Here is a 17,557-nt window from a genome sequence, read left to right on the forward strand (position 1 = left end):
ACCCTCGCAGCACTAGTCATTTATTGGCTATGAGTCCTGAGCCTAGCGCCTCGCTCACCGACATGCGATTGAGATCTCAGTGGAAAGGGCTCTGCCAGTTGCCTTTATCCCAGAACAGCGGCCTGTCTCCCTTGTACGGCGTGATCTCGTCAACATCTATGGCCACCTCGACAACACTCAACTCTTCGCAATGCGACTGCCCAGACAATGCGATATCCTCGCAGCCTAACGCCACGCAGATCTTTGATCTGCACCACCAAGTAACCCCAACAAATTGTGAAAGCCCACAACGCAAAAATGTCCGCAAGTTTCCCGCGGGAACAGATTTGGCGGGCAACTCGGGCAAGTCCTTGTACATGCTCAAATGCGCCTTTTCTCTTGCACTTGCTGGTAAGGGACCTGGGTAAGGTCACAGAGAAATACACCAGGAGAAGAAACCGCAAAAATGCGACTTGCGATTGGGCTGAAGGCCGCTCGAAAGTGTACGGTGCTTTTCACACAGACTGTATTGTATTCCAGAGGGTTCAGGCCAAAATGGGTGAATTGGGCCAGGTCCAAACATTGGTTCCGAATAGATGTAACCACAAGATCGACCTCGCCCTTCTCAAGACGCAGTTTGAGCGCGGCACTTGGGCCCATTGTCGCAATGCCGCCGTAATACATCTCTCCTGAATAGCGACAGTGCCCGTCGCTCAGGGCCAGGACTTCAAATTCACCCTTCAGCGGAGATTGCCCTGGCAAACCCGATTTCCCTCCCAGCTCGCTTTGAAAGTGGCTGTTCACCCCCTTAATATGAGCCTTGGCAGCAAGGGCCGGATCATGAAACAGCCCCATCAAGACATTTGTGCCCCCCCCCTTCAGCAAAGCCTCCAGCACTCCCGTGGTATCCGATGTTCCCCCGGCGCCGGGGTTGTCCTGCACGTCCGCCAGTACGAGCGGATGGCTATAACTCTGTTGCGCCGCAAAAACCGCTTCTTCCAATGTCAGCATGGAATGGTCCAACTCGCCCTCCAGTCGCAAGAACCGCGCCAATAGATCGTCGGCAACCTTAGTGGCAGCATCAGGTTCTACTGCATAGGTCACGCAGGATGGGCCAGTGTCGGGGAAATCCGCAGCCGTGAAACCGAGGGCGACTTCGGCCCAAACACCCTGTTCCGCCAATGTCGGTAGGCTGCCATAGAGAGCATCAAACGGAGGTACGCCGGTAAACTGCGCATGCAGCGGGATCAGATAGGGGACCTGATGAAAGACCTTATGCAGAGCATGCCCATTCAAGAGGCGCTGCAGAACGGAAAGGCACCGCGCTCCAGTTTCGGCCATGTCCAGGTGCGGATAGGTTCGAAAGATCGCAAGGTAGTCAGCCAGATCAACCATCGCCTGCGAGACATTGGCGTGCAGATCCAAACTGGCGACCAGGGGAATATCGGGTCCGATCAGCTTGCGCACCCGCCGCAATATCTCGCCCTCTCCATCCGCCAGGCTTTCAGTGACCATGGCGCCGTGAAGATCCAGATAGACCGCGTCAAGCGGGCCAGCCTTTGCAATCCCCGCCAGGATCATCGAACAGATCGCCTCAAAGGCATGATCGGTGACTTCGGCAGAGGGTTCGGCGGCACACCACAGAACAGGGACCACATCAATCCCCGCGGCCAAGGCCGCAGCGGCGAACCCCGCGATGGGGAGGTTCATCCCGCGGATCTCTTCTATGACCTGGGTACCGTGCAACATAGCAGGCCAGGAATCCGCCATTTCAAACTCAGCCAATCCGGCCTTGGTCACGCCAAAGCAATTGGTTTCATGCTGAAAACCAGCAATCGCAACGCGTGGGATAGTCATTTTTTGTCTGTCCCTAGGTCCTGATACACCGTTTGCCCTCTCCGAACCGTCGCAACTACAGTTGCCTTCAGCAACTGTTCCACCTCCTCAAGCGGGTTGCGCGACAGGATGGCGAGGTCTGCCAGTTTACCAGCTTCGATCGATCCGCGCTGGTCCTCCTGAAAGACCTGCCAAGCCGCGTCGATGGTCTGCGCCTTTAGGGCTGACAATGGGCTCACCTTTTGATCCTCGCCCAAAACCCGACCTGAGGCGGTGGTTCTGTTCACTGCACAATGGGCCAGATGCAGCGGGCGGGTCGGCGTCACCGAGGCGTCATTATGGATCGTGTACCGCAACCCAAACCGCTCTGCCGAGGCAGCTGGAGAAATGCGCTGCGCCCGCTTTGGCCCAAGGAATGTATCAAAATGACGATCCCCCCAGAAATGGATATGGGCTGGAAAAAAGCTGACGGTCATGCCCAGTTTAGCCATGCGTTGCAGTTGGTCATCACGCAGGGCCTGGCCGTGAATGACCGTGTGGCGATGGTCAGCACGCGGGTGTTCGGCTAGAGCCTCTTCTACCGCATCGATGAACATCTCCGCTCCGCCATCGCCGTTGCAATGGCAGTGAATCTGAAAGCCCAGCCGATGCAGCCGTTTGACCTCGGCACTATGGGCCCGGACATCGGCATAGGTCATTCCACAGGGGTGCTCAGGATCTACGGGTTTATGATAGGGCTCGGACAGCAGCGCGGTTTGCAGCTGAAAGGCACCATCCGTGAACAGCTTACGCGGTCCAAGATTGAAATGTGGATTACCGGGCCAGTCAACGGCATCTGGACCTTCGGTCATTTCGGGTTCGTCCTCGCCAATCGGCAACAAAACCAGATCATATCCTGGGTCCTGATCCGCTGGCAGGGAGGCAAAATGTTCCAGCATTTTGCGAGAGGTCCAGGCGTTCTGCGCAAAGGTCACCCCATGGGCCAGATATTCATCTCGGGTGGCGTTGAACCCCTGCCAGAAGCGTTCTCGTGTGATCAGGAAATCCGTGTCGCCCATGTCGCCCATGGCAGAGATCCCTTCGATCAACCCGGTCAAGTTCCCGGTATCAGCGTCTCGCCCAAAGCGGCCGCCCAGAGGATCTGGAGTATCACGGCTTACCCCGTGTTTCTGCAGCGCCAGGGAATTGGCGGAACCGTTGTGCCCAGAGGCATGAATGACCCAAACCGGGTGATCGCTTGAAACACTGTCCAGCTCCACCCGCGTTGGCATGCGGGCCTCGGCGATTGCCGTGTTATCAAACAACACGCCCATGACCCATTCGCCTTTGGGCGTGTCCGCCGCCTTGGTGCGAAGACGCGCAAGCGCGGTGGCCATATCCGTGCAATCCCCCCGTGGCGGTGAGGACAGATCCACCCGAAACAGGCGGATAAAGCCCGGGTCAGGAAAGTGCCCGTGCGGATCAATGAAGGCCGGGATCAGGGTATGTCCCTGTAGGTCATGTTCCTGCGTTTCAGCAGACATTTGAGACCGAAGGGCAGCTTCTGTGCCCACAGCCTTGATGATTTGCCCCTCGGTCAACACGGCTTCGGGGCGGCTGTTTTCGTCGTCCATCGTGAGGATTGGACCGTTGAAATAGAGTGTTCTCGACATGGTTCTTCTCAGCAGTTTTTATTGGCTCAGCGGCGCGAGGCAGCGCAGACCGTGGCCGTTGTCGACCTCCCAGCTTGGGGTCTGAATGCAGAAATCCTGCGCAAAGGGGCAGCGTTCGCGGAACTCGCAACCCGAAGGCCGTTTGAGCAGGCTGGGCGGCTCGCCTTTCAGGGCAATACGTTCCAGCCGGGCATCGGGGTCCGGCTCAGGATTTGCGGACAAAAGACACCGGGTATAGGGGTGACGCGGATTGTCAAAAATTGCTTCGGTGCTGCCCTCTTCGACCAGGCGGCCCAGATACATGATGCCCATGCGGTCAGCCACATGGCGCACCACGTTGAGGTTATGGGTGATGATCACCATCGCCAGGCCCAGCCGTTCGCGCAGATCGTTGAGCAGATTGAGCAACTCCCCCTGCACCGAGACATCCAGCCCCGCAGTGGGTTCATCCGCCAGGATCAGCTTGGGCTCCAGCGCCAGCGCGCGGGCGACGCCAACCCGGCGCGCCTGTCCGCCGGACAGCTGGTAGGGATAGCGGTCGGCAAAATGTGCAGGCAGATTGACCATCTCCAACAGGCGCTTAGCCTCTGCCTGCATGTCGCGATCCTTCATGCCCTGAATACGGTAGGGCTCGGTGATCAGGCTGCCGATGGTCAGTCGCGGCGACAGAGAGCCGATCGGATCCTGAAACATCATGGCGATATCTTTGCGTAAAGGGCGCATCTCGCGTTCCGAGGCCCCGCGGATCTCTTTTCCGTCAAATTTGACAGACCCACCTTGGGCAGGGGCCAGACCGGCAATGGCACGGATCACCGTTGTCTTGCCCGATCCACTTTCCCCGACCAAGGCATAGGTTTCCCCTGCCTCGACAGCGAAATTGACACCCGCCAGCACATTGACCTGCCCGTAGCTGGTTTGCAGATCCTTCACATCCAGCAGGGTCATTGGTGAACCTCCTCATGATTGAGCCAGCAGGCGGCATGGTGGCCCTCTTTCAGCTTGGAAAGCGGCGGCACTTCAGATGCGCAGCGCGGCACGGCCTGATCACAGCGGTCGCGGAAGATACAGCCGCCAGGCAGGTTGGCCAGATCCGGCACTTCGCCTGGAATGGTGGGCAAAACCCGAGCACGTTCCTTGATATGTCCTGGGTCGCAATCGATCAGGCGGCGGGTATAGGGGTGTTTTGGATCATGGAAGATCTCTCGCACATCGCCGCTTTCGACGACGGCGCCTGTATACATCACAACCACTCGGTCGCAGAGCTCTGCAATCACGCCCAAATGATGCGATATGAACAGGATCGCGCAGTCAAGCTCCTGTTGAAGCTCCTGCAGGCGCTCGATGATCTGCACCTCAAGTGTAGCGTCCAGCGCCGTAGTCGGCTCATCCGCGATCAAGAGATCGGGTTCCGACATCAGCGCCATGGCAATGGCGATGCGCTGGCGCATACCGCCGGAGAACTCATGCGGGAACTGCTCCAGCCGCGCCTCTGGATCCGGAATGCCGACCGCACCCAGCATCTGTGCTGCGCGCGCCCGTTTCTCAACCTTGCCAGCCTGAGAGCGGTGCTGGATATCCAGCATCTGCTGACCGATGGACAAGACCGGGTTGTGGGTCTGCATCGGGTCCTGAAACACGATGGAGATATCCGCGCCGCGCAAATCCCGCATCTTGTGCTCAGGCAGTTGCAGCAGGTCCTGGCCCTTGAAACGCACCTCTCCCTTGCGGAACCGCGTGTTCGGTGCGGTCAACCGTAAGATCGAGGAGATCAAAGTGGATTTACCACAGCCAGACTCACCAACAATGCCGACAATTTCGCCTTTGCGTATGTCAAAACTGATATCGCGCAGGGCCTTCAGATCACCACGGGCGGTTTCATAGTCGACGCTGAGACGGTCGATTTCCAGCAGGGTGTCACTCATCGCTGTTTCCTCAGTTTTGGGTCAACCACATCGCGCAGGCTCTCGCCTAGAAAGGTGAAGCCAAGGGTTGCCAGGATGATCGGCAGCCCGCCGCCCACCACCAGCCAGGGGGTCTGGCGGATCAGCGAATAACCGTCTTTCAACAGTGCACCCCAACTGGGTGTTGGCGGTTTTACTCCGAGGCCAAGGAAGGACAGACCTGCCTCCAGCGCGATTACCGTGGGAATGTCCATAGCTGCCAATACCGCCAGCACGCCGATGATGTTCGGCAGCATATGCACGCCCAGGATGCGTTTCATGCTGGCCCCCATTGCGCGTTCGGCCAGGATGAATTCAGAGTTGCGCAGGGTCAGCGTCTGCGTGCGTGCCACCCGCCCATATGTTGGGATCGAAGTTGCCATAACCACAAACACCACGGTCTGCAGGCTTGGTCCGATCAGCGCCACCACGGCAAGCGCGAACATCACGGTGGGAAACGACCGAATGGTATCAAAGAACAGCATCAAGAGGTTATCGAGCCATTTTGGCCCGTAGCCCGCGATCATGCCAAGGGTGAGACCAATGGCCATAGCGCCAAAGACAGCAGGCAAAGCTACCTTCAAGGCCACCTGTCCGCCCATGATCACGCGGGAAAACGTGTCGCGACCCAGCTGGTCGGTACCCAGCAGATGCGCGGCCGACGGCCCCTGCAGGCGGTCCTTGATGTTCATGCCAACGGGATCATAGGGCACGATCCAGGCGGCAAAGATGGCACAGAACAAGATGGTGCCAACAATGATCAGCCCCATAAGCCCCAATGGGTCGCGGGAAACACCGTGGAGGATTTGGCCCAGTTCGGAACGGGATTTAGACATCTCTGTTGCCTCCTCAAACAGCCGCTCGGGCGCGGGGGTCAAGCCAAGCGTTGATCAGGTCGGCAAGTGCTGTGGAGACCACAAACAGGCCGGTCGAAATCAGCACCGATCCCATCACGATTGGGTAATTGCGGGTGGTGATGCTATCGATCACCAGTTTGCCCAAACCGGGGCGGGCAAAGACGATCTCGGCGAAGACGGCCGAGGACAAAAGGAATCCCATGCCGACACCAATCACCGTGACCACTGGCAGAATGGCGATGCGCAGCGCATAGATCATCACAACCCGACGTTCGCTAAGACCAAAGGCGCGGGCGGTGCGGATGTGAGGCTCACCCATGACTTCCAGCATCGAGGCGCGTACCAACCTGGCGATATATCCGACCCAGCTAAGGCCGATGGCAAATGCGGGCAGCACCAGATGATTTAGACGCCCCCAGAAACCTTCGCCCGCACCGATGGCGGGAAACCACTGCAGGTTCACCGCAAAGATCAGCAACGAGAGCAGCGCCACAACAAATGCGGGAGCGGCCACGAAACTTACGGAAATTGCCGCAGTGATCCGGTCTATAACAGTATTGGGGTGCGCAGCCGCATAGGACCCCAGGGCGATACCCAGGGTGGCGGACCAGATGATCGAGCTCAGGATCAGCCACAGGGTATGTGGCAATTGCTGGAACACAATCTCGGTCACGGAGCGGCCCGAGAACACGTCGGTCCCAAGATCCCCTTGCAACAGGTTGCCGTAAAAGATGGCGAGCTGTTTCCAGATCGGCTGATCCAGCGCCAGCTCAGCTGTAAGCCGCGCCTGCAATTCGGGTGTGGCGCGGGGGCCCAGCATGATCTGTACCGGATCGCCAGGCACGGCACGGATCATCAGAAACATGGTGGTGACAGCGACGATCAGGATCAGCAGAGCCAGCCCAAACCGTCGGAAAGTAAAGATCAACATGGCCGCATGGCTCCATTGGTTCATCGCTGTGCGGAAGAAGGGCGGCACGGCTGCAGCGCGAATGCAGCCGTGCCAATTGGTAAGACCTAGGGGAGAGGTTTAGGCCTTGCCAAAGTACCGCAGCAGCGCCAACCCATCGGGGCGCAATGCGGGAGTGACACCAGCGGAATGCACCACTGGCGTCGCCTCGTGGGTCAGGAAGCGATAGGCACCGCTTTCTTCCATCAGATCCTGCGCACGCTGGTACATTTCCGCCCGTTTGGCTTGATCTGTCAGCTGCGAAGCTTCGATATGGATCTTGTCGAACTCTTCATTGCTGAAGCGTTCCCAGTTCCAGATACCGGCCTGTTCGGTGGTGAACCAGGAGGTCGCATAGTAGGGATCCGGGGTCATGGAATAGCGGTTCAGAACCAGCTGCAGATCCTCATTGTCTCCGCTGGCCCAGAAGGCACCGGATTCCAGCACGTTTATTTCAACCGTGATACCGATCTGGGCCAGGGTCGCCTGAATCACCTGAGCTGCGGTGGTGAACGTTGTCTTGTTCAGCGTGTCGAGCTTGAGGGTCACATTGGTTTCCCCTGACTCTGCCAACAAGGCTGCGGCCTTTTCAAAATCCGCTTGCGGTGGCACCAGGGTGTTTGGCCGGTTGCCCGCCAGTCCCGGTGCAATGATACCAGTCGAAGGCTCCACAGCGCCAAAATAGGCGGCTTCCAGCACCATCGGAACATCAATGGCATGCTGGATGGCCTGGCGCAGCTTTTGGTTCTGCAGCTTGGGATGATCCAGGTTCATGCCCAGCCAAGCGTAATACAGCGAAGGGTATTCCAGCAGGGTGCCGCCATTTGGAACTTCGGCACGATACCGCTCGACCGAGCCCAGTGAGACACGGGTAAAGTCCAGCTCGCCTGCCTCAAAAGCAATCTCAGCGGTGTTTTCATCGTCGATCGGCAGGATCTCGATGGTGTCCCATGCGGGTGCTTCGCCTTTCCAATCCGGGTTGCGTTTGAGCGTGGTCTTGGACTTGGGCTCCCAGCTGCTGCGCAGGTAGGGGCCGGATTCTGCCACAGGATCGGAGCCGATCCGTCCACCAGCAGCTTCAACTGCGGCCTTGGAGACGATGTTGCCAGTGATATATGGCAGCGCGATGCTCCAAAGCGGCGCAAAGGGTTCTTTCAGAACAATGGTACCTTCGCGCTCTCCCGTTACCTCGACGTGGCTCAGCGACCCCATGTCGGGCTTGTTCGGGCTTTCGGTGGCATCGGCAATGATCCGTTCAAAGCTGAACTTCACATCTTCGGCGGTCATTGCGCCAAAGCCATTGGTGAAACCGATGTCATCTCGCAGGGCAAACTTGACGTGGGTCGGATCGGCCTGCTCGATCATCCCGGCGGCATCCAACTGCCAATCCCATTCACGGCCAGGCTTGTATTGGATCAGCTTGTTATAGATGGAGGCATGGACCTCTTCTTCGACAACGCCAACACTATGTGCCGGATCCATATTCTGAGCATCCCCATAGGCGCGTACCCGCAGGGTATTGTCGCCAGCAGCCAGAGCCCGATTGCCAAACCCCATTGGCAGCACCGCAGCGGCACCCAAGGCTGTGGCGCCCTTCAGAAACCGGCGTCGCCCTACCGCTGCCTTTTGCCATTCAATCTTCATGTCTTCCTCCCTTGGAACCCGTTGCACATGTCCTCAGCCAAGCGTTCTCTCCACTCACTTCGCCCTGGACTTTGGTTTCAGATCGATTTCACGCCAGATGAACTGACATCTCCATCGCCCTTAAGGCCTGATTTCATGACTACAAAAGGCGGGTTTTCAGCAAAGCGAAATTGTGCGAGTTTGCTCTAACTGACGCGTTTTGAAGCAAAGTAGCGTCAGATCGCGAAAGGAATGCTGCCGATGGACAAAAACTTTTCCAACAATCTTCGATCTCTATGCGCCGACTACGGCAGCATCTCGCAGATTTGTCGTGAGATTGGTCTCAACCGGCAGCAATTCAATCGCTACCTGAATGGAACAAGCCTGCCTTCGGCCCATAACCTGCGACGTATAGCCCGCCACTTCGGTCTTGCCGAAGAGCTGCTGTTCGTACCGGACTCCAAATTTGAGGAAGCGCAGATGGGCGCGCGCCAGGACCAAGAGGATGGGCCTGCAGAGCGTTTTCTGGGCCCCTATCGTGGACAACAAAAGAACCTCCGACGATACTTGGGGTTCTATCATTCCTTTTTTTGCACCCCGTCCTGGGAAGGGCGCATTTTCTGCTCTTTGGTGCGGATAAGTGAAAAAGGTGGAATGATTACAAGTAGATCCTATGAAAATGCCACTTCACGCGACAAATCAATTCGTCAGATTTCAAAATATAGCGGGCTAGTAACGATGCGCGGCAATAGGATCTTTGTAACCGAGCATGAATGTGCGCGCGAAGGAAGTATTGCTCAGACAATCCTTTATTCTGCGCAGCGTCAGAAACTGAAGTATTTGCGCGGAATGACCACTGGCCTTGCCTGGCGCCCTCACCCACACCCGTACTCATCTCGTACAATCTGGAAACGGCTCAGTGAACGGGTATCCGCGCGCGAGGCTATATCAGATTGCGGAATCTACCCTACACATAGTCTCCAGATCGATCCAACAGTCCGTAAATTTCTGAGCGAGCCCTCTGGGGTTACCTCTTTAACGTCCTTGGAAAAAACATAGTGACTTCTGGCGCACTTTTTTGGCAAAAGAGCTGCTTCACTAAAATCTCTTTACAATGGTCTCCACATCTTTGGTTCAGAGTAAGGGTGTCAAAGATCGGCAGCTAGGTGAAAGTTTGTCAGTTCTCAAATTTTTAGGCTGCAAGGAATGTCTCCTATGAGGAGTACCGGGGCAGCAATTGGCGATTAGGGCAAAGTTACCAGCTCAAAGCAGACTCAGCCCGTCTTGTTCAAGACTGCTTAGCGCCCTATTTTAGGAGAAAAGTCAAAAGCAGACATTGGTGCGGATGCAGCGAAAGTTCCCTTTGTCCCGAGCCTGGTCATGGCATGTGAAAATGCTGCACTAAGCACTAATGTCCGATCTGGGGAAGCTGCACTGCGGCGTCGAACACATCGGCAGATGGCCGGTTTGGGCCGTTCGTAACGGCCAAGACACCCAACCGAACTGACTTTGCAAATTCCGCTTTTGCGCTAGGCGACCCTCTGCTTCAGTCATAGGAATAGCCCGCAATACTCAGTGTCAACATCTCCCCTTATACAGTTTCGCCATGGACGGCATTTCCATCTGAGATCTTAGGAATTTGCCGAATTGTTCCAAGTGCTCTGCTCGAGGATCGCTATTGCGCCAAGCAAGCCGTATGTAACGCCCAAAATTCCCACCATCGATGGGATGAAGAGTTGTTAATCCACCGAAACGATCAGGACCGCTGACCGACAAGGCGGGAAAAAGAGCAGCGCCTTCCCCCAGGGCAACCATATGACGAAGCATTTCAAGGCTGCTGGCGACCCGGTTCTCAGGCAGGTTAACCCGGTCACAAAGTGCAATCGTCTGATCACGCAGGCAGTGTTCTTCGGACAACAGAACCAGTTTAGAAGCTAAGACTTCGGACCATCGCACAGGCAGGCCAGGGTTCTCTTTATGCTCCTTGGGACAGGCAAAAATGAAGTCCTCGAAGAACAATGTAAGTGAAACCAGCATCTGCTGCTTTGGTTCGGTAGCGACGAGAGCCAGGTCCAATTCTCGCTTCGTGAGCATAACTTCCAGTATCTGGGTCGGCTCTTCGAACAGCGAAATCTGCACGTTTGGGTACGCCGACTTTATTGACTTCAAAACCAAAGGCAGCAAGTACGGCCCCAAAGTTGGGATCACACCGATACGGAGTTTCCCTTCTAAGCTGTTGTTCAGGCCAAGAGATAGCTCCAAGAGTTCTCTGGCCTCGGCCAGAAGGATCTCAACCTTACGAAAGACGATCTGCCCGTTCGGCGTCAACGATACATGCTTGCCCTGTCGTTCAAAAATCGAGAATCCCAAGCGCGCTTCAAGTTTCAGTACCTGCTGGCTGATCGCGGGCTGGGAAACCCCACAGATGGATGCAGCACGCCCAAAATGTCCTTCTTTGGCAATGCTTTGAATATATTCGAGATCTCTGAGGGAAAGACCTGCCATGGACGTGCGCTTTGTCATGGATCACCTCAGCTTATCGGCAGGATAATTTAGAAAAGTTGGAGTAGTTTGGTGGTTTCCGGTTGGGTGTCGCGGTACCCAATTCAGGAGAAAACCATGACCAGAAAGCCTAAACTGACCACCGCATTCGGCGCACCAGTGCCTGACAATCAGAACATTCAAACCGCTGGAGCGCGTGGCCCTGCACTGCTGCAGGATGTCTGGTTTCTCGAGAAGTTGGCCCATTTTGATCGCGAAGTGATCCCTGAACGCCGCATGCATGCCAAGGGCTCGGGCGCATACGGCACCTTCACTGTCACCCACGACATCACCAGATACACCAGGGCCAAGTTGTTTTCCGAAGTCGGCAAAAAAACAGACCTCTTCCTGCGCTTTTCGACGGTTGCCGGGGAACGCGGGGCAGCGGATGCAGAGCGGGACATCCGCGGCTTTGCCGTAAAATTCTACACAGAAGAAGGCAACTGGGATCTGGTCGGCAACAACACACCAGTGTTCTTCCTGCGCGACCCGCTGAAGTTTCCGGACCTCAATCACGCCGTCAAACGCGACCCCCGCACCAATATGCGCAGTGCCGACAACAATTGGGACTTCTGGACCAGCCTGCCCGAAGCCTTGCATCAGGTCACAATCGTTATGTCTGACCGCGGCATCCCCGCCAGCTACCGGCATATGGACGGCTTTGGCAGCCACACCTTCAGCTTCATCAATGCAGAAAATGAACGCTACTGGGTCAAGTTCCACTTCAAGACTCAACAGGGCATCAAAAACCTGACGGATGAGGAGGCAGCGCAGATCATCGCAGGCGACCGCGAGAGCCATCAGCGCGATCTTTATGATGCGGTCGAGAACCGAAACTTTCCGAAATGGACGCTCTATGTCCAGATCATGCCTGAGAAGGAGGCAGGCGGATACCATCTCAATCCGTTTGATCTGACCAAGGTCTGGCCGCATTGCGACTACCCTTTGATCGAAGCTGGTGAGCTTGAGCTGAACCGCAACCCCGAGAACTACTTTGCCGAGGTGGAGCAGGCTGCGTTTGCCCCGTCCACTGTCGTGCCGGGGATCAGCTTTTCGCCAGATAAAATGCTGCAGGGGCGGCTGTTTTCCTATGGTGACACCCAACGGTATCGGTTGGGGGTCAATCACTCTTCCATACCGGTGAACGCACCACGCTGCCCGTTTCACTCCTATCATCGCGACGGGGCGATGCGGGTCGATAGCAACGCAGGGTCGCGGATCGGCTACGAGCCGAACACACGCGGGGAGTGGAACGAACAGCCTGATTACTCGGAACCGCCCCTGTCGCTTGAGGAGGCTGCTGATCACTGGAACCACAGGGCGGACGAGGACTATTTCTCGCAACCCGGAGACTTGTTCCGGCTGATGACGCCCGGCCAGCAGCACGTACTGTTTGAAAACACCGCCCGCGCCATTGGCGGCGCTCAAGAAAGCATTCAGCGCCGGCACATAGCCAACTGCGCGCAGGCCGATCCAGCCTATGGGGCGGGCGTTGCCAAGGCGCTTAGACTCGACTCCGGCGGCGGCGCCAAGGGGTGAATTGGCAGGGCGGTACATCAGCCCGGAAAGCCCGAAGCCATACCGCCCGACAAGCCTGGGTCGGCCGGAGGCAACCGCATCTGGCCGACCATTTTGGGTTTGCACAAAATCGCCGCCGGGATCACACAGTGCAGCCATCGCTACCGCACCGGCTGGACTTGCCCGGCTGCTGCACAGCGCCTCTTCCGGCTGGCTCGCCCACCAAAAGGCGGCCGATCTCGGCCCCCAGCTGCAGTTTTGAAACCTGACCGAAATGATGCGCCGCAATCCGGCCCGACTGATCCAGCAGAACCAGGCTGGGCGTTCCATGCATCCCGTAGGCCGCCATGGTTTTCGGCAGCGGCCCCGCCCCCTGTTTGTCGACCGCCACGGGAAAATTAATGCGGTATTCGTGCAGAAAGGCTTTCAACGATACCGGAGTCATCGCCTCGTGATGCTCAAAAACGGTGTGCAGTCCGATTACCACAACCTGATCGCTGGGAAACTGCTGCTGCACGGCCTGTGCCAGGGGAATACCATGAATGACACAGCCGGGGCACAGCATCTGGAAGGCTTCGATCAGGACAACCCTTCCTTGGAAGTCCGAAAGTTTGGGGGTTTCGTCAGTGTTGAACCATTGGCTGACTTGAAGTTCAGGCGCTTGCATCAATGTCACTCCTGTTGATCAGCCGGCCTCCGCTTGGGGCAGCCGGCTGGTATCGTTACTGAAGTTTGCCCGGTAGGCTCAAATCGCCTGAAGCAATGTCGAAAACATCCGTTACGCACAGAAGTGGTGCATGGATGCTAGCGTTCACCCGAAGCGCGGATGTGACGCCGTCATAGGCAACGCCGTCCAGCTCAACGCCGCTGGCAAAACCCGCATTCACCGTGATCTCCGGCCCGTCAAACAGCGGCGTGAAACCAGGGCTGTCGAGAAAGATCGGAAAACCGGGCCACGTCGCGGGCAACTTTGGCGTGGTGCCTTCCGGAATGTCGCGCACCGCAAGGGCACCCGGGCCGCAGGCTTCGGTCGGGGCAAGTACCACCCAATGGCTATGCCATTCGATACCGTCATTGGTCGGGTCGCCATCACCGTTTTCATCAAAAAGCGGGGTGTCGTCAAAATCCGGATGGCTGGTCGCGGCCATTGCCAGAATGCCAGTGCCGCCCTCAAATCCCACTGCGGCGGGATCCAGAGATGTGGGCCACACATAGGACCAGACATCAGACCCGCCCACTGCGCCGGTTGCGGGCGGCACCGATGCCCCGGCAGTCCCGCTGGTGGTCATGTGGAAGGTAACAGTGTTGCCGTTGCGGTGCGCATGCGCCGCAAGGATGTCGAAGTCAGCCGCCTTGCCCGCACCAGCCGGTGAGATGACAGCTCCCTCCTGATGAAGAGCATGATTGCCATCTGCTGCTGCGGACGAAGCTCCCAGCGCAACGGCGGCAAAGAAAGTCCAGGGTCGTTTCATGTCGTATCTCCAAGTTTTTGATGTCGACTCGCTACTATATGAAGAATTGCATTGCAACTTTAATTTCGACTCGCTACTTCTTGCCGCATGAAAAACGATCATGGCATCCGCATACTCATCAACCGGCTAGCTAGGATAGATTCCGCCACCGGCTGGACCGGCAGCCTGAACCCGACACAAAGGGCAGCACTGGAGTATCTGTCTGAGGCAAATCAGTTTTCCCGTTCGCCGTCGCATGTTGCTGAGTACCTAGGGACAACGCGGGGGACGATGTCCCAGACGCTGAAAGCCCTGGTGCGCAAGGGCTATGCTACTGAACACCGGCAAAAATCCGACCTGCGATCAATTTCCTATGAGCTGAGCAAGGCTGGTCTGGCTGCTGTGACTGAACCCAACCCGATTGAAGATGCGATCGGTAACCTTCCCGCCGGTGTTCAGGACGCCCTCAAAAACGGCCTGCGTCAAAGCTTGAAGCTGGCTCTGGAAGCCAACGGCGGCCAGTCTTTCGGAAAATGCAAAACCTGCGCCTATCATGACGCCATTTCAAAAAATGGGTTTTGCACTTTGCTGCGGCTAGGCTTGGAACCCGACGAAAAAGACAAAATCTGCATCGAACACAAAGAGGCCTGAATGACCATTCCTGAACTATCGGCAGAAATCGGCGGCATCTTCCTAGGAAGCGTCCAGGACCTTTGGGAGGGGAAAGCAGCCTCCGCCATTCAAAAAGACCAAGTGTACGGGAGCCAGGCCATTACACCGACCGGTTTCTCAGAAGATGCGCAAGCGGACCTGACGGTGCATGGCGGCGAAGAAAAGGCCATTCACCACTATGCCGAGGATCACTATGCAGGCTGGCTGCGTGAGGGACATATGGTCCAAGGTACAATGCCCGCGGCCTTCGGAGAAAACATCACTACTACCGGCCTGACCGAAGAAAACCTCTGCATCGGGGATATCCTGAGGCTGGGAACAGCGACCGTTCAAATCAGCCAGGGACGCCAGCCCTGCTGGAAGCTGGGGCTGCACACAGGAAATGAAAAGATGCCATACCTTTTCCAGAAAACTGGCCGCACTGGGTGGTATTACCGTGTGCTAGAAATTGGTGCGGTCGAAGCAGGTGGCAGGATATCACTGATTGAAAGACGACACCCCAAATGGAGTGTTCTGCGCGTGACCCGTGCCCGACTGACACGCAGGGTTTCAACCGACGATGCCGAAATCCTGGCAGAACTTCCTGACCTCGCTGTCGGGTGGCGCCAGGCATTCGCACGCATGGCCGCGGGGGAGGCAAAGGAAGACACAGCAGCAAGGCTTCTCGGTTCAAACTGATGCCAGCCCTTAACAGGCTCTTTAATAGTCCCCTGCGAACAGAAAGTTTCAAATTCCCTTCCCAACCATACAGTTACCATGAATTTAAGATTGCGGCGAAAATAGAATGCGTGATGTATCCTAAAGCGGCCATTCGTTCGGTGTTTCGTTGCGAGCAGAGACCATTTCCGATTTGGACCTTTTCAAAAAATCAGTTTAGGGTTTTGAGGTACTCAATCAAATCAGTCATCTGGCCTTCCCTTTTCAGCCCTGAGAAGGCCATCTTGGTGCCTGGAAGATGCTTTCTTGGAGCAGCCAGCAACCCGGCCAATTGCTTCTCGTCCCAGCTGTATCCAGCGTCCTGCATCGCATCAGAGTACTTGTAGTCTTCAAGCGATCCGGCCTGGCGCCCAACGACTCCGAACATCGTCGGACCGACTTTGTTTTTTCCGTCCTCCACAGCGTGGCAAGCAGCGCATCGTTTAAACACCTTTTGGCCGGCAGATGTGTCGCCTTCTGCCACGGCAGTTTGAACACAGCCAACGACTATCGCGACAGCGACCAGAATTTCTTTCATCAGGACATTCCTTTTGGTTTGAGTGTTTCGGTCGGGGAAGGTAAATTCTCAGCCCGTTTGCGGCAGGTCGCGACGTAAGGATTGTACTCCTACCCAAGCCAGGCATGCTGTTTTTAGTATCTCAGCAGCTACGTAGACAAAGTGGAGCAAGCTGTCCTCTAGCTGCGCACCTCCAATGATAGCCAAGGTGCGGATATCCAGCAGCGGCAGGAGCCAAATCCGCTGTAAGGCAAAGACCGCTGTTGCGGCAAGTAATGGCCAAGATGGCCAGCGACGTGCGCCCACCAGCAAGCACAAGATGACCAACAGACAAATGGCCTCTGCAAAGCCAATCCACAGAAACTGCATCCGCCCCACCTCCAACGCTACGGGGAGCGTTAATGAGGCGGCCTGGCACTTTGCGGACGCGGCAACTAGATTACCGGCGAACGCCACTCCGATCCAAAGGAAGATACCGGCTGTGATGGCCTGACCGCCCCCCGCACCGCGCCAAATACCTGTGGCCTCCTGCGAGATCGGCTTCGCATTCAGAACCTGCATCAGCCCGCCTCCGTCTGGCTTTTCTCACCCAAGAATTCATCCGAAGATACAACCGAAACCCGCGGCCGTGACGCCGCGCGCCAATAACCATACCCCATGATACCAGCCCCGGCGAAGGTATTGCCCAGAGTGACAAAAATCAGATTATGAGCAGCTCCTGCCAGCGAGATTCCCTCCGGAAAATCAGAAAGCAGGGCGACAGAAAAGACGTTCATATTGGCTACGCTATGCTCAAAGCCTGCGGCAATGAATGCATAGAGGCACCAAAAGATCATGATACATTTGGTCACGTCGTCTTTCGCGCGGGCTGAGCACCACAAAGCAAGACAAACGAGCCAATTGCACAAAATTGTTTTGGCAAAGAGCTCAAGTCCGGAACCCTGCGTTTTTTGGCTGCGACCTTGTAAAGTAGGGCATCTTCTCCCGCGCCCAAGATCAACCCGCCCCCACCAGCCACAAACAACAACGCCAGCAGCGGGGCTCCAATCAGATTGCCAGCCCAGCTGGCCCCCCAACAGCGCAGCAAATCCCCAACTCCGCTGGCTCCAGTCAACAGCCCATGGGTCATATACATTGTATGCCCGGTGAAAAGCTCTGCTCCGGCAAAGACCACAAGCGTGAGCGCAATGCCAAAACTGGCCCCCATGACAATTGGCCGGATGGCATCATCGACGCCCTGTCCCAGGGAAAAGATCAACAGGATGCCCGCTCCAACAAAGGCACCTGCCTTGAGGGCAAGCACCAAAAAGGCCATGGGATCGGATC

17 protein-coding genes and 1 pseudogene are annotated in these 17,557 nt (G+C 56.6%); 4 read left to right on the plus strand and 14 right to left on the minus strand.

All coding sequences use genetic code 11. The annotated features are described in order from the left end of the window. Positions 1-76: 76 nt before the first annotated feature. From AN476_RS20975 to AN476_RS21010, 8 genes are all read right to left on the minus strand, one after another. Entirely contained in the window at positions 77-358 is a 282-nt protein-coding gene (locus AN476_RS20975; protein WP_054463724.1) for a hypothetical protein, read from the minus strand. A gap of 2 nt (positions 359-360) precedes the next feature. Further along, a complete protein-coding gene (locus tag AN476_RS20980) occupies positions 361-1,836 on the minus strand; it encodes a M81 family metallopeptidase (RefSeq protein WP_054463725.1) in 1,476 nt (491 codons plus the stop codon). Continuing rightward, positions 1,833-3,467, minus strand: coding sequence for an amidohydrolase (locus AN476_RS20985; RefSeq protein ID WP_054463726.1), 1,635 nt, complete (start codon positions 3,465-3,467; stop codon positions 1,833-1,835). Before AN476_RS20985 ends, AN476_RS20980 begins: the two co-directional genes overlap by 4 nt. Before the next feature lie 18 nt (positions 3,468-3,485). Beyond that, entirely contained in the window at positions 3,486-4,412 is a 927-nt protein-coding gene (locus AN476_RS20990; protein ID WP_054463727.1) for an ABC transporter ATP-binding protein, read from the minus strand. Next, positions 4,409-5,389 (minus strand): ABC transporter ATP-binding protein, encoded by a 981-nt coding sequence (locus AN476_RS20995; protein ID WP_054463728.1) that lies wholly within the window; start codon positions 5,387-5,389, stop codon positions 4,409-4,411. Before AN476_RS20995 ends, AN476_RS20990 begins: the two co-directional genes overlap by 4 nt. Further along, positions 5,386-6,243 carry an ABC transporter permease gene (locus AN476_RS21000; protein WP_054463740.1) on the minus strand — a complete coding sequence of 286 codons (858 nt, stop codon included), beginning with the start codon at positions 6,241-6,243 and terminating at the stop codon, positions 5,386-5,388. Before AN476_RS21000 ends, AN476_RS20995 begins: the two co-directional genes overlap by 4 nt. A gap of 13 nt (positions 6,244-6,256) precedes the next feature. Beyond that, the gene (locus tag AN476_RS21005) at positions 6,257-7,195 is read right to left on the minus strand and encodes an ABC transporter permease (protein WP_054463729.1); all 939 of its coding nucleotides are present in this window, start codon (positions 7,193-7,195) and stop codon (positions 6,257-6,259) included. Between the two features lie 99 nt (positions 7,196-7,294). Then, positions 7,295-8,857, minus strand: coding sequence for an ABC transporter substrate-binding protein (locus tag AN476_RS21010; RefSeq protein WP_054463730.1), 1,563 nt, complete (start codon positions 8,855-8,857; stop codon positions 7,295-7,297). Between the two features lie 240 nt (positions 8,858-9,097). Here AN476_RS21010 and AN476_RS22650 point away from each other — a divergent pair, with 240 nt between their 5' ends. After that, entirely contained in the window at positions 9,098-9,895 is a 798-nt protein-coding gene (locus AN476_RS22650; protein WP_083464447.1) for a helix-turn-helix transcriptional regulator, read from the plus strand. Positions 9,896-10,414: 519 nt separating this feature from the next. Here the strand turns inward: AN476_RS22650 and AN476_RS21020 are convergent. Continuing rightward, a complete protein-coding gene (locus AN476_RS21020) occupies positions 10,415-11,359 on the minus strand; it encodes a hydrogen peroxide-inducible genes activator (protein ID WP_054463732.1) in 945 nt (314 codons plus the stop codon). Positions 11,360-11,455: 96 nt separating this feature from the next. On the opposite strand from AN476_RS21020, the gene AN476_RS21025 reads away from it, so the two are divergent. After that, positions 11,456-12,916 carry a catalase gene (locus AN476_RS21025; protein ID WP_054463733.1) on the plus strand — a complete coding sequence of 487 codons (1,461 nt, stop codon included), beginning with the start codon at positions 11,456-11,458 and terminating at the stop codon, positions 12,914-12,916. Between the two features lie 121 nt (positions 12,917-13,037). On the opposite strand, the gene AN476_RS21030 is transcribed toward AN476_RS21025, so the two are convergent. Together AN476_RS21030 and AN476_RS21035 are read right to left on the minus strand one after the other, a co-directional pair. After that, positions 13,038-13,562 (minus strand): redoxin domain-containing protein, encoded by a 525-nt coding sequence (locus AN476_RS21030; RefSeq protein WP_054463734.1) that lies wholly within the window; start codon positions 13,560-13,562, stop codon positions 13,038-13,040. Between the two features lie 55 nt (positions 13,563-13,617). After that, positions 13,618-14,367, minus strand: a complete 750-nt coding sequence (locus AN476_RS21035) for a hypothetical protein (RefSeq protein ID WP_054463735.1) — start codon at positions 14,365-14,367, stop codon at positions 13,618-13,620. 87 nt (positions 14,368-14,454) lie between these two features. On the opposite strand from AN476_RS21035, the gene AN476_RS21040 reads away from it, so the two are divergent. Next, entirely contained in the window at positions 14,455-14,997 is a 543-nt protein-coding gene (locus tag AN476_RS21040) for a MarR family winged helix-turn-helix transcriptional regulator (RefSeq protein WP_054463736.1), read from the plus strand. Then, the gene (locus AN476_RS21045; protein WP_054463737.1) at positions 14,998-15,696 is read left to right on the plus strand and encodes an MOSC domain-containing protein; all 699 of its coding nucleotides are present in this window, start codon (positions 14,998-15,000) and stop codon (positions 15,694-15,696) included. A gap of 190 nt (positions 15,697-15,886) precedes the next feature. Here AN476_RS21045 and AN476_RS21050 read toward each other — a convergent pair whose 3' ends face one another. The 3 genes and pseudogenes from AN476_RS21050 to AN476_RS23655 all read right to left on the minus strand — a co-directional run bounded on the left by AN476_RS21050 (position 15,887) and on the right by AN476_RS23655 (position 17,546). Next, the gene (locus AN476_RS21050; RefSeq protein WP_054463738.1) at positions 15,887-16,252 is read right to left on the minus strand and encodes a cytochrome c family protein; all 366 of its coding nucleotides are present in this window, start codon (positions 16,250-16,252) and stop codon (positions 15,887-15,889) included. A gap of 48 nt (positions 16,253-16,300) precedes the next feature. Further along, positions 16,301-16,792: a hypothetical protein gene (locus AN476_RS21055; RefSeq protein WP_054463739.1), complete on the minus strand. Its 492-nt coding sequence runs from the start codon at positions 16,790-16,792 to the stop codon at positions 16,301-16,303. Then, positions 16,792-17,546, minus strand: a pseudogene (locus tag AN476_RS23655) (formate/nitrite transporter family protein). The gene AN476_RS21055 and the pseudogene AN476_RS23655 overlap by 1 nt, the downstream one beginning before the upstream one ends. Between the last annotated feature and the right edge of the window lie 11 nt (positions 17,547-17,557).

It is taken from the genome of Phaeobacter sp. 11ANDIMAR09 (assembly GCF_001294455.1).
Classification (GTDB): Bacteria; Pseudomonadota; Alphaproteobacteria; order Rhodobacterales; family Rhodobacteraceae; genus Pseudophaeobacter.

Bases quoted from the DNA above. Each gene is read 5' to 3' on its own strand.
- AN476_RS20975 (WP_054463724.1), bottom strand. From the start codon at position 358: ATGTACAAGGACTTGCCCGAGTTGCCCGCCAAATCTGTTCCCGCGGGA.
- AN476_RS20980 (WP_054463725.1), bottom strand. From the start codon at position 1,836: ATGACTATCCCACGCGTTGCGATTGCTGGTTTTCAGCATGAAACCAAT.
- AN476_RS20985 (WP_054463726.1), bottom strand. From the start codon at position 3,467: ATGTCGAGAACACTCTATTTCAACGGTCCAATCCTCACGATGGACGAC.
- AN476_RS20990 (WP_054463727.1), bottom strand. From the start codon at position 4,412: ATGACCCTGCTGGATGTGAAGGATCTGCAAACCAGCTACGGGCAGGTC.
- AN476_RS20995 (WP_054463728.1), bottom strand. From the start codon at position 5,389: ATGAGTGACACCCTGCTGGAAATCGACCGTCTCAGCGTCGACTATGAA.
- AN476_RS21000 (WP_054463740.1), bottom strand. From the start codon at position 6,243: ATGTCTAAATCCCGTTCCGAACTGGGCCAAATCCTCCACGGTGTTTCC.
- AN476_RS21005 (WP_054463729.1), bottom strand. From the start codon at position 7,195: ATGTTGATCTTTACTTTCCGACGGTTTGGGCTGGCTCTGCTGATCCTG.
- AN476_RS21010 (WP_054463730.1), bottom strand. From the start codon at position 8,857: ATGAAGATTGAATGGCAAAAGGCAGCGGTAGGGCGACGCCGGTTTCTG.
- AN476_RS22650 (WP_083464447.1), top strand. From the start codon at position 9,098: ATGGACAAAAACTTTTCCAACAATCTTCGATCTCTATGCGCCGACTAC.
- AN476_RS21020 (WP_054463732.1), bottom strand. From the start codon at position 11,359: ATGACAAAGCGCACGTCCATGGCAGGTCTTTCCCTCAGAGATCTCGAA.
- AN476_RS21025 (WP_054463733.1), top strand. From the start codon at position 11,456: ATGACCAGAAAGCCTAAACTGACCACCGCATTCGGCGCACCAGTGCCT.
- AN476_RS21030 (WP_054463734.1), bottom strand. From the start codon at position 13,562: ATGCAAGCGCCTGAACTTCAAGTCAGCCAATGGTTCAACACTGACGAA.
- AN476_RS21035 (WP_054463735.1), bottom strand. From the start codon at position 14,367: ATGAAACGACCCTGGACTTTCTTTGCCGCCGTTGCGCTGGGAGCTTCG.
- AN476_RS21040 (WP_054463736.1), top strand. From the start codon at position 14,455: ATGAAAAACGATCATGGCATCCGCATACTCATCAACCGGCTAGCTAGG.
- AN476_RS21045 (WP_054463737.1), top strand. From the start codon at position 14,998: ATGACCATTCCTGAACTATCGGCAGAAATCGGCGGCATCTTCCTAGGA.
- AN476_RS21050 (WP_054463738.1), bottom strand. From the start codon at position 16,252: ATGAAAGAAATTCTGGTCGCTGTCGCGATAGTCGTTGGCTGTGTTCAA.
- AN476_RS21055 (WP_054463739.1), bottom strand. From the start codon at position 16,792: ATGCAGGTTCTGAATGCGAAGCCGATCTCGCAGGAGGCCACAGGTATT.